Source organism: Paenarthrobacter nicotinovorans, assembly GCF_007670255.1.
In the GTDB taxonomy this organism is placed as follows: Bacteria; Actinomycetota; Actinomycetes; order Actinomycetales; family Micrococcaceae; genus Arthrobacter; species Arthrobacter nicotinovorans_B.
The window spans coordinates 122,256-131,690 of the sequence record NZ_SZVS01000012.1 but is presented as its reverse complement, the minus strand read 5'-3'; the positions used below and the strand labels follow the sequence as shown (position 1 = coordinate 131,690).

Annotated in this window: 10 protein-coding genes; 4 read left to right on the top strand and 6 right to left on the bottom strand. The window is 63.6% G+C overall.

Annotated features, from left to right (window positions below):
- Nucleotides 1-5 precede the first annotated feature (5 nt).
- Nucleotides 6-1,565 (top strand): glycoside hydrolase family 32 protein, encoded by a 1,560-nt coding sequence (locus tag FDP28_RS17170; RefSeq protein ID WP_144662815.1) that lies wholly within the window; start codon nucleotides 6-8, stop codon nucleotides 1,563-1,565.
- A 17-nt stretch (nucleotides 1,566-1,582) separates the two neighbouring features.
- Here FDP28_RS17170 and FDP28_RS17165 read toward each other — a convergent pair whose 3' ends face one another.
- Both FDP28_RS17165 and FDP28_RS17160 read right to left on the bottom strand, forming a co-directional pair.
- Entirely contained in the window at nucleotides 1,583-2,050 is a 468-nt protein-coding gene (locus FDP28_RS17165) for a hypothetical protein (protein ID WP_144662813.1), read from the bottom strand.
- A gap of 202 nt (nucleotides 2,051-2,252) precedes the next feature.
- Entirely contained in the window at nucleotides 2,253-2,861 is a 609-nt protein-coding gene (locus FDP28_RS17160; RefSeq protein WP_144662811.1) for a TasA family protein, read from the bottom strand.
- 270 nt (nucleotides 2,862-3,131) lie between these two features.
- On the opposite strand from FDP28_RS17160, the gene FDP28_RS17155 reads away from it, so the two are divergent.
- Nucleotides 3,132-4,826 (top strand): RecQ family ATP-dependent DNA helicase, encoded by a 1,695-nt coding sequence (locus tag FDP28_RS17155; protein WP_144662809.1) that lies wholly within the window; start codon nucleotides 3,132-3,134, stop codon nucleotides 4,824-4,826.
- Here FDP28_RS17155 and FDP28_RS17150 read toward each other — a convergent pair.
- From FDP28_RS17150 to FDP28_RS17140, 3 genes are read right to left on the bottom strand one after another with little or no spacing between them, the layout of a single operon-like run.
- Complete coding sequence (locus FDP28_RS17150; RefSeq protein WP_144662807.1) at nucleotides 4,823-5,323, bottom strand: hypothetical protein; 501 nt, start codon at nucleotides 5,321-5,323, stop codon at nucleotides 4,823-4,825. The genes FDP28_RS17155 and FDP28_RS17150 overlap by 4 nt on opposite strands.
- Nucleotides 5,324-5,344: 21 nt before the next feature.
- A complete protein-coding gene (locus FDP28_RS17145; protein ID WP_144662805.1) occupies nucleotides 5,345-6,256 on the bottom strand; it encodes an NAD(P)H-hydrate dehydratase in 912 nt (303 codons plus the stop codon).
- A complete protein-coding gene (locus FDP28_RS17140) occupies nucleotides 6,234-7,010 on the bottom strand; it encodes a histidine phosphatase family protein (protein ID WP_186313671.1) in 777 nt (258 codons plus the stop codon). The genes FDP28_RS17145 and FDP28_RS17140 overlap by 23 nt, the downstream gene beginning before the upstream one ends.
- 135 nt (nucleotides 7,011-7,145) lie before the next feature.
- Between FDP28_RS17140 and FDP28_RS17135 the strand changes: the two genes are divergently transcribed.
- On the top strand, nucleotides 7,146-8,441 hold the full coding sequence (locus FDP28_RS17135; RefSeq protein WP_144662803.1) for an NAD(P)/FAD-dependent oxidoreductase: 1,296 nt from the start codon (nucleotides 7,146-7,148) through the stop codon (nucleotides 8,439-8,441).
- On the opposite strand, the gene FDP28_RS17130 is transcribed toward FDP28_RS17135, so the two are convergent.
- Nucleotides 8,427-8,711, bottom strand: a complete 285-nt coding sequence (locus FDP28_RS17130) for a DUF3040 domain-containing protein (RefSeq protein ID WP_144662801.1) — start codon at nucleotides 8,709-8,711, stop codon at nucleotides 8,427-8,429. The two genes, FDP28_RS17135 and FDP28_RS17130, sit on opposite strands and share 15 nt — an antisense overlap.
- 141 nt (nucleotides 8,712-8,852) lie before the next feature.
- Between FDP28_RS17130 and FDP28_RS17125 the strand changes: the two genes are divergently transcribed.
- Nucleotides 8,853-9,314, top strand: a complete 462-nt coding sequence (locus tag FDP28_RS17125) for a GatB/YqeY domain-containing protein (RefSeq protein WP_144662799.1) — start codon at nucleotides 8,853-8,855, stop codon at nucleotides 9,312-9,314.
- The last annotated feature ends 121 nt before the right edge of the window (nucleotides 9,315-9,435 follow it).

Sequence of the window (9,435 nt, the reverse complement as noted above, 5' to 3'; positions counted from 1 at the left end):
ACTTCATGACGCCCGAATTTTCACGACGAACCATCCTGCAAGGAACTGGAGCCGGTGCCCTGGCGCTCCTCATGGGTGGAGCGGCCGCCGCTCCAGCCAGGGCCTCCGGGTCCCAGCGGGCGGTCTATCACATGACCCCGCCATCGGGATGGCTTTGTGACCCGCAGCGACCGGTGTACACGAACGGGGCCTACCAGCTCTACTACCTGCACTCCAGCATCAACAACGGCCAAGGCGGTTGGGACCACGCGACCACAACCGACGGGGTGTCGTTCGCCCACCACGGTGCCGTCCTTCCGCTCCAACCGAACTTCCCCGTATGGTCCGGATCAGGGGTGGTGGACAGCGCCAACACCGCCGGCTTTGGTGCCGGGGCCGTCGTCGTACTGGCTACCAAGCCGACGGACGGCATCCGCAAGTACCAGGAGCAGTACCTGTACTGGTCCACGGACGGCGGCTACACCTTCACCGCGCTCGCGGACCCGGTGATCGTCAACACAGACGGCCGGACCGCAACTACCCAGGCCGAGATTGATAACGCCGAATGGTTCCGTGACCCGAAGATTCATTGGGATGCGGTACGCGGTGAATGGGTGTGCGTGATCGGACGCGCAAGGTACGCCGCGTTCTATACCTCGCCGAACCTCAAGAACTGGCAGTGGAAATCCAACTTTGACTACCCCAACCACGCGCTTGGAGGTATCGAGTGTCCCGACCTGTTCGAAATGACGGCGGGAGACGGCACCCGCCACTGGGTTTTCGCCGCGAGCATGGACGCGTACAGCATTGGTCTGCCCATGACCTACGCGTACTGGATGGGAACGTGGAACGGCACGTCGTTCGTGGCGGACAACCTCACCCCGCAGTGGCTCGACTGGGGCTGGGACTGGTACGCCGCGGTGACCTGGCCGTCGGTGGATGCCCCGGACACCAAGCGGCTGGCGACGGCATGGATGAACAACTGGAAGTATGCCGCCCGCGACGTCCCCACTGATGTCTCTGATGGCTACAACGGCCAGAACTCCATCACGCGCGAGCTTCGCCTGGAGAAACAGGGCGGCGGCTGGTACTCCCTGCTGAGCACGCCGGTCAGCGCTCTCAGTGGATACGTCACCGCAACAACCACCCTTCCCAATAGGGCCGTCAACGGCAGCTACGTCCTGCCATGGACCGGCCGCGCCTACGAGCTTGAACTGGACATTGCCTGGGATACCGCAGCGAACGTGGGCGTATCCGTAGGGCGCTCCGCAGATGGATCGCGGCATACCAACATCGGTAAGTACGGCAACGAGGTGTACGTCGATCGGAGCCCCTCGGACCTGAACGGGTACTCCTTGGTTCCTTTCACGCGGGCTGCCGCGCCGATCGACGCCGGTGCCCGTTCAGTGCACCTGCGGATCTTCGTGGACAAGCAGAGCGTGGAAGTGTTCGTCAATGCGGGGCACACAGTACTTTCGCAGCAGGTCCACTTTACGGACGGCGATACGGGTATCTCCCTCTATTCCGACGGCGGTCCGGCGAACTTTACGGGGATAACCATCCGGGAGTTCGGCAACCCGATCTAAGGCGTTGGCAGCGGCACTCAGGGGCAGTTCAGCGTACCGGTAAGGGGCAGGCCAGCCCAGCTGTTGGTGGAGTTGGGAACCTTGTAGTAGCCACGGATCTGGTAGGTCCATGTTCCACTGAGGTTCGCAGCATTCTGGACTCCGGAACTGTAGGACCTGCCGGCTGTCTTGCTCAGGTCGCCGGTGAACTGCACGACGCCATCAGGATCAATGACCTTGAGCTCGTAGTAGTTGGCGTACGTAATGGCCGTGTAGCTGCCGACGCTGATCTTGGCCTGGCCGAACCACAAGAAAGAGTCACAGCTCTTGGTCACCGAAACAGTGTTGGCGGCCGGTGCCTGGATCTTGGCAGCGGCCACTGGCATGCCGGCGCTTTCGGTGTCGTTGAACTGCGCATGGGCCGGTGACAGGGAAAAGCCCATCAGCACGAGCAGGAGGGCCACAAAAGTGGCCGGTACCCGCCAGAGGATGGGCTTGACGTGCATGATGTGTCGTCACTTCCGTTTTCGATGGTGTGGATTGCGTTGTTCCAAGTCTCCCAAGCGGACCTCAGGAAAGAACCCTTCGTAGCCTCAAGGTCCGCTCAAGAGTCCAGGAAGCGTGTGGCGCCCGGCACAGGAACGGCTCAGGAATGGCCGGGAACCGGCCCGAAGGGCAAGCGGGCCGGTTTCCGGGGTCTGGGAGGGGTTATTTGGTGGTTTCGGTGCGTTGGGTGCCGGTGAAGGCGAACGCGATGGTGGAGGTGGCGCCTTGGAAGGTGTTGTCCGCGGTGGTGGGGAACGCGGTGGTGACTTTGAGGTTGTCGGTCTTGGCCGAGGTCAGGGAGGTGAGGTTGTTGAGGACCTTGTTCGCTGTGATGACCGGCGCCGAGGCCAGGACGGTGGTTTTGGTTCCGCCGCAGGTGTAGGGGGCGGCCGCACCGGTCCAGGCCACGGAGCAGTTTTCGATGGTCAGTTGCAGGCCGTTGGTGGTGTCGGTGGTGAGCAGGGACCCGGTGGTGCCGGCGGTGGTGGTGAGGGTGACGTTGTTCAGGTCGGAGTTGCCGGTGTTGGCCAGGGTGACGAGTTTTTCGACTTTGTCCCCGGGCAGGAGCCCTGCGATGGGGACGTTGAGGGTGTTGGCGGGGCCGGGGGCGCCCAGGGCGATGGTGACGGTGCCTGCGGTGACGGCTTGGGAGGCGGAGGTCGAGGAGGTGAACGCGCCGTAGGTTCCCATGCCGGCGACGGCGGCTGCGGTGCCGACCAGTGCGACGGAGGCGAGGATTTTGCCGGTGGTGGTTTTGAGGCTGATGGCCATGGGGATCAGTGTTCCTTTCCTGTGGCCACCGTGGGACCGGCCGGCCTGTTGTTCCAGCCTGTGTGGCTGACAGGAATTACTGTGCCGGGCCTGGATCAAGAACAAATCCTGCAAACCCGCAACACTTCCTCAGGAAACCCTCAAGAAACCCGCAGCGGTTATCCACAGGTCCCATCCGGCGAAAAGACGCTTCCCTCCGGCTCGCGCTAGGCTGGAGATCTCGGCTGATGCAGGTGGCCGCAGGAACCACCAAGCGGAGCCATATCTTCCATGTCAGCTGACTTTGACCTGACTGCCCTCGCGGCGTCCTCCTTTTCCCTTCCGGAGTTGCGCGATGGCCAACTCGCCGGCATGAGCGCCCTGGCCGAGGGCCGGGACGTTCTGGCAGTCATGCCTACGGGGTACGGAAAATCCGCTACCTACCAGGTCGCGGCCCTGTACCTGCACCAACAAACGAAACGTCCCGCCGTCGTGGTTTCGCCCCTCATCGCCCTGCAGGAGGACCAACTGGAGGGGCTCGCCGAGGACCTTGGCGAGGGGGTCGCCGTCGCCGTTAACTCTTCGCGGACCGACACGGAAGTTGAGGCTGCGTGGCAGGCAGCGGAGTCGGGTCAAGTGGTGTTCCTCTTCCTCGCCCCGGAGCAACTGGCCAAGCAGGAAACCGTCGAGCGTATCGCCAAGCTGGATATCACGATGTTCGTGGTGGATGAGGCCCACTGTGTTTCAGCCTGGGGTCATGACTTCCGCCCGGACTACCTTGAACTGGGCAACGTTCGGGAACGCTTGGGAAATCCGCCGGTGATCGCCCTGACTGCGACGGCGTCGCCACCGGTTCGTGACGAGATTGTGGAGCGGCTCGGCATGCGGGATCCCTTGAGCCTGGTCCGGGGTTTCGACCGTCCCAACATCAGCCTTGAGGTGGTGCGCCACCAGGAGGACAAAGCCAAGCGTAAAGCCGTGGTGGAACACGTGGTGGAGCTTGCCGGCTCGGAAGGGCTGGGCCTGCTCTACGCCGCCACGCGGAAAGACACTGAGAGCTACGCGGCCAAGCTGACGGAGCAGGGTCTGCGGGCGGAGGCTTATCACGCGGGCCGCGCGGATGCCGACCGCGAGGACATCCACGAGAGGTTCCTGGAGGATCAACTGGATGTCGTGGTGGCCACGACGGCTTTCGGCATGGGCATCGACAAGGCCAACGTGAGGTTCGTGGTGCACGCGGACATCCCGGAGTCCCTGGACTCGTACTATCAGGAAATCGGTCGGGCCGGCCGTGATGGTGAAGCCGCCGCGGCGATCCTTCATTACCGGGCCGAGGACCTGGGTTTGCGCAAGTTCTTCGGCACCCACTCACCGGATCCCGAGGCCCTGCGAGCTGTGCTGAAGGTTGTTAGGAACGCTGGAGGGCCGGCTCCCAAGTCGGCGATAGCGGAGCTGACAGGTTTCCCGGCGCGGCGCGTTACCGGGTTGGTGAACCAGCTGGAAGAAGCCGGTGCAGTAAAGAGCGGCAAGCGCGGAACCCGGCTCGCTTCCAAAGCGAAGCCCGCCACCTTGGTCAAGCGCGCGGTGGAACTGGCCGAAGCGCGGCAACGTGTTGACCAGTCCCGGCTCACCATGATGCGGGCCTACGCCGAGACGGACGGTTGCCGCCGCCAGTTCCTGCTGGGCTATTTCGGTGAAGACCTGCCGGAGCCGTGCGGCAACTGCGATGCCTGCGCTGACGCCCGGAACCATGATGCCCGGAACCATGACGCCCGGAAGCACGACGAGCCGGCTGCGGGCAGCCCGGCAGATTCCGGTGCGGAGCAACTGTTCCCCCTGCAGTCCACCGTGATCCACAAGGAGTGGGGTCCCGGCTTGGTGATGCGGCACGAGGACGACGTGATAACTGTCCTGTTCGAGCAGGAGGGCTACAAAACCCTGTCCAGTACCGCCGTCGTCGAGCATGAACTGCTGAAACCCGCCTAGGTGCGGGGGCCTCGTGGCCGTCTCGTCATAACAGCCACGGTCAGTGCGGCCGCCAGAGCCGCCGCGCTGACCAGATACAGCAGCCCGCCCCACGGTGCATGGTCGCCGCCGGAGATCAAGAAGGCATCTGCCAGGGCCATTCCTGCGGGGAAGGCTGCGCAAAAGTACGACGGCGCGCCGAACCCCAGGATGAGGAGGTCGAGAAGGACCACCGTTCGCATTCTTGGGATGCGCCGTGTCGCAGTCCCCGCCACCACCGCAGCACCGAGCCCTGTTCCGATGAGTGCCCACAACACCACTCCCGGTGCGGAGAGAGACTCATTGGCCTTGGCAAGCCCCTCGTGGATTTCTTCCAGACTGGCGCCGGGAACGGCCGCGAGCGGGTTCCACACGAGGATCTGCAGGGCTCCCGTCAGGGCGAACGCCGCTATTGCAGCGAGCCCCGCAAGACTAGCGATGACACGCGATCTTTGAGTGCTGCTTTTAGTTGTCCCCATGCTGGGAGCCTAGCCGAGGGCTCAGGTGTTCAGTTCCAACATCAGCGCCGGCAGTTCGTCGGCCAGCTCGCGGGCCAGGAATCCGAGCGGACCCAGCTTGCTTGCCAGGCGATCCGCGGCGGCCGCATGCAGATGGGTGCCCCAACAGGCGGCCTGGGCATTGCTCGTTCCGCGGGCCCTCAGTCCGGCAACCGCGCCGGCCAGGACATCGCCGCTGCCGGAAGTCCCCAGGCCGCCGTAACCGGTGGTGATCTTCCAAAGTTCAGGCTCCGTGCCTTCCGGACCGGCGATGAACCCCTGGCAGCTGACCATGGCGTCAAAGCGCCGGGCAATGTCCATCAGGGCAGCCTCCAGATCCTTGACATCCTTGCCAAGCAGGACCCCGGCCTCGGTAGGGTTCGGGGTGAGGATCAGGCGGCCGCGCCACGGTTCGAGTCGGTCCTCCACCTTCGCGAGCGCTCCGAGGGCATAGGCGTCAAGAACGACGGCGGGACCCCGGTCGGCGTTCGCGCCGCCGTCGGCTTCCTCCCGTTCCAACAGGGTCCGAAGCAGGGTCTCGGCGAGATCAGGGTCGTCCAAGCCAGGGCCGACCAGCAGGGTGTCGGCGCGTTCCAGATAGGTGGAGATCACGTCCAGCCCCTCGCCCGTCAGCGAACCGCCAGCCGTTTCCGGCAGCCCGATCGAACCGCACTCCGGCAGCGCAACGCCCACCTGGACCGCGGCGGATTCGGCAACGGCCAACGTGATTTTGCCGGCCCCCGCACGCAGCGCCGCAGTCCCGGCAAGAATGGCCGCTCCCGGGGTTGCCCGTGCTCCGCCGATGACTAGGACCGCTCCCCGCGAGTACTTATCGTCGCCGGGGGCCGGGAGCGGCCAGTCCCGCAGAAGCGATGGAGTGACCAGGGTGGGTTCACTGCGGGTGGACACTGGCATCCCCGGCGTGTTCGGTGACAGTAACACCTTGCTCTGTCAGGTGGTCGGCAACGTTGAAACTCTCCAGTTCCCAAGGCCCGGACCCGGTGGGGCGCACGTATCGCGTGATGGAGGCATTGAGCACTGATGTGGTGGCGGCGAGGTCCAGGATTTCGTCTTCCGACATGCCCTCCAGCACGTAGCGGACCAGGAGGATCACAGCATCGTGACAGACCAGCATCACCCGTTGGCCTGTTCCCAGGGTGTTGAGTTCGTCCAGGACCGAGCGAAGACGCAGGGCCACATCCGCCCAGGACTCACCTCCGGGCGGCCGGTAGTACAGCTTGCCCAGCCACGCACGGCGCTCGAATTCATCGGGGTAGCGGTTCTTCACGCCGAGGCTCGTCAGCCTGTCCAGAATGCCCAATTCCCTGTCACGGAGGCGCTCGTCGGTGAGTACCTTCACGGGCCACCCTGCAGTTTCGACGGCGATTTCCGCCGTCTGCCTGGCGCGTGCGTACGGGGAGGACACCACAGCGTCCGGTCGCAGGTCCTCGGCGATGCGGGCCAGCGCGGTCCCCAAAGCCTTGGCTTGGTCCTGGCCCGTGCCCGAGAGATTTACGTCCGGGTCCCTCGCGGGCACGTCGATGATCTCCGCTCCCGCCAACCGGGCCTCGGTGGCGGCCACGTTTCCTTCGCTCTCACCATGCCGGACCAGCAACAATTCCACGGCACCGGCCTCCTGCACGGCGTCCGTCAGACCGTCCTCGTTCACAAAGCCACCCCTTTCGCGTGCGTTGCCGAATTGCAGAACACTACCCACTGCGTACCCACCGGTCCAGAGAATAAACGCACGACGGCGGTTCGGGAGCCTCTGTTGCCTGGACCGACAGTGAAGTATGTTGCTCGCATGAAGGACACATACCAGGTCATTGTGGTCGGTGGCGGTTTCGCGGGCGTTGCGGCAGCCAAGGAACTCGGCCGCAAGGGTGTACAGGTCTTGCTCATCGACTCGAACAACTACCACCAGTTCCAGCCCCTCCTCTATCAGGTTGCTACCTCCCAGATAGGGGTGGCGGCCATTGCACGGCCACTGCGCTCGGTGTTCCGTCGCCTTAAAACGGTCAAGGTCCTCACCGCCACAGTGGAATCCGTGGACGCAGCACAACGGACCGTCACGACGGCCGATGGCCAGACCCTGAAGGCCGAAGTATTGGTCCTGGCCGTGGGGGCTGTCCCTAACTTCTTCAATACCCCGGGTGCGGAAGAGCTGGCGTTCCCCCTGTATTCCGTCACGGACGCCACCAGGCTTGGGGCCGGGCTCACCCGGCTGTTGGATGAGGCCGATGGAAATCCGGACATGTCCGTGGACGTGGTGGTGGTTGGCGGCGGTCCGACCGGTGTTGAAACCGCCGGAGCCATGGCTGAAAACGTCAAGTACGTCGTGCAGAAGTACTTTTCATCTGAGCTTGCGGCCCGTTGCCGGGTACATCTGGTGGACATGGTTCCCAGCGTGCTGACCATGTTCTCGTCCAAGTCCCAGAAGTACGCCACTGAGCATTTGAAGAAGGTGGGCGTTCAACTTCACATGGGTGTGGGGGTCACCGAGGTCCGGCGCGACGGCGTGACGTTGGCTAACGGAAGCTCCGTTCCGGGGCAGATTGTGGTGTGGGCCGGGGGCCTGAAGGCCGGTGACATCATTGCTGGCTCAGGGCTTGCCCAGGGTAGGGGCGGACGGATCGACGTCAACCCGGACCTGACTGCGCCAGATGCAGAGGGTGTATATGTCATCGGGGATGCCGCCAACATCACGGACTCGACCGGGGCCAAACTTCCGCAGCTGGGTTCAGTCGCGCAGCAGGCCGGAAAGTGGGCGGCAAAGAACATCCTCGCGGACCTCAGCGGGGGCAGCCGGACGCCATTCCGCTACCTGGACAAGGGGTACATGGCAATGGTGGGTCGCGGCGCTGCCGTGGCTGAACTTGGCCGGAAGCGCATCCAGTTGCAAGGTGTCTTCGCGTTCTTGTCGTGGCTCTTGGTCCACCTGGCACTGTTGTCCGGGCTGCAGCAAAAGATCCGGGCACTGTTTTCGTGGCTTAACGGCTATCTCCTGCACAGCCCTGCCCAGGTGGTTGTGAGCAGCCCGTTGGAGGTTGAACCTCCCTCGGAGGCTCCACCCGGGGCGCTGCCATCAAAGGAATCTTGAGGGGGACTGGCTCTTGTATTTCTTGTGGGACACCACGGCGTAGACCACAAGGAAGCCGCCGACGAGGGCAAGCGGGACCACGTGCAACGGGATTGCCAGCAGGACCAAGAGGACTCCTAAAGCGGCTGCCATGACGTCACGGACGCGGGGCTGGACCGGACCGTGCACTGGGACGCCTGATTCCAGTTGCCGGGCCAAATCGGGATCCTGGATGAAAAGCTCCCGCTCGAGCTGTTGCAGAACCCGGCGCTCACGTTCCGAAAGGGGCATAGTGGGTTCCTCCTCCAAGCTCAGTGTTCCAATAAGCTAAGCATGCTTATTATTCAGACCGCAAGCATCAAATCCGGGATATTGAACCCCCGAGGGCATCTGCTGGAAAGATGGCAGGAGGAAACCCGATCGAGGAGAGTCATGACACTCAAAGAACGCTTGAAGGCCGACGTAGTTGACCACATGAAGGCAGGCAACAAAGTCGCCCTGACTACGGTTCGCAACGTCCTGGGTGAAATCACCACCCGCGAAAAGTCAGGCAAGACGCCGGTAGAGCTCGACGACGCCCAGGTCACCTCGCTGCTGCAGAAGGAGGCCGCGAAGCGGCGGGATACGGCAAGGATCTACACCGAGGCGGGGGAGGCTGACCGTGCGGCGGCCGAAGTCGCAGAGGCCGAGATCATCGAGGCGTACCTTCCCAAAGCGCTGACGCGTGAAGAGGTAGAGGCGATCGTGGACGAGGCCATTAGTGCCTTGAAAGCTGAAGGCCAGGAACTCTCCATGCGGTCCATCGGTGCTGTCATGAAGCCTGTCACCGCAAAGGTTGCGGGACGCTTTGATGGCAAGACCGTCAGCGAGATCGTGCGCGCCCGCTTGGCATAGCTGCCACGGGGGTCAACTGCCGCCGGGCAATATTGTGCTCCAATAATGCCGGAGGCTTGGGTGCCCGGATTGGGTTGCTCCAAAGCCTCCGGCGCAAGCAATGGATGCCAGGGGTGTTCCT

Coding starts and splice junctions, on each gene's coding strand:
- FDP28_RS17170 (WP_144662815.1), top strand. CDS start 6: ATGACGCCCGAATTTTCACGACGAACCATCCTGCAAGGAACTGGAGCC.
- FDP28_RS17165 (WP_144662813.1), bottom strand. CDS start 2,050: ATGCACGTCAAGCCCATCCTCTGGCGGGTACCGGCCACTTTTGTGGCC.
- FDP28_RS17160 (WP_144662811.1), bottom strand. CDS start 2,861: ATGGCCATCAGCCTCAAAACCACCACCGGCAAAATCCTCGCCTCCGTC.
- FDP28_RS17155 (WP_144662809.1), top strand. CDS start 3,132: ATGTCAGCTGACTTTGACCTGACTGCCCTCGCGGCGTCCTCCTTTTCC.
- FDP28_RS17150 (WP_144662807.1), bottom strand. CDS start 5,323: ATGGGGACAACTAAAAGCAGCACTCAAAGATCGCGTGTCATCGCTAGT.
- FDP28_RS17145 (WP_144662805.1), bottom strand. CDS start 6,256: ATGCCAGTGTCCACCCGCAGTGAACCCACCCTGGTCACTCCATCGCTT.
- FDP28_RS17135 (WP_144662803.1), top strand. CDS start 7,146: ATGAAGGACACATACCAGGTCATTGTGGTCGGTGGCGGTTTCGCGGGC.
- FDP28_RS17130 (WP_144662801.1), bottom strand. CDS start 8,711: ATGCCCCTTTCGGAACGTGAGCGCCGGGTTCTGCAACAGCTCGAGCGG.
- FDP28_RS17125 (WP_144662799.1), top strand. CDS start 8,853: ATGACACTCAAAGAACGCTTGAAGGCCGACGTAGTTGACCACATGAAG.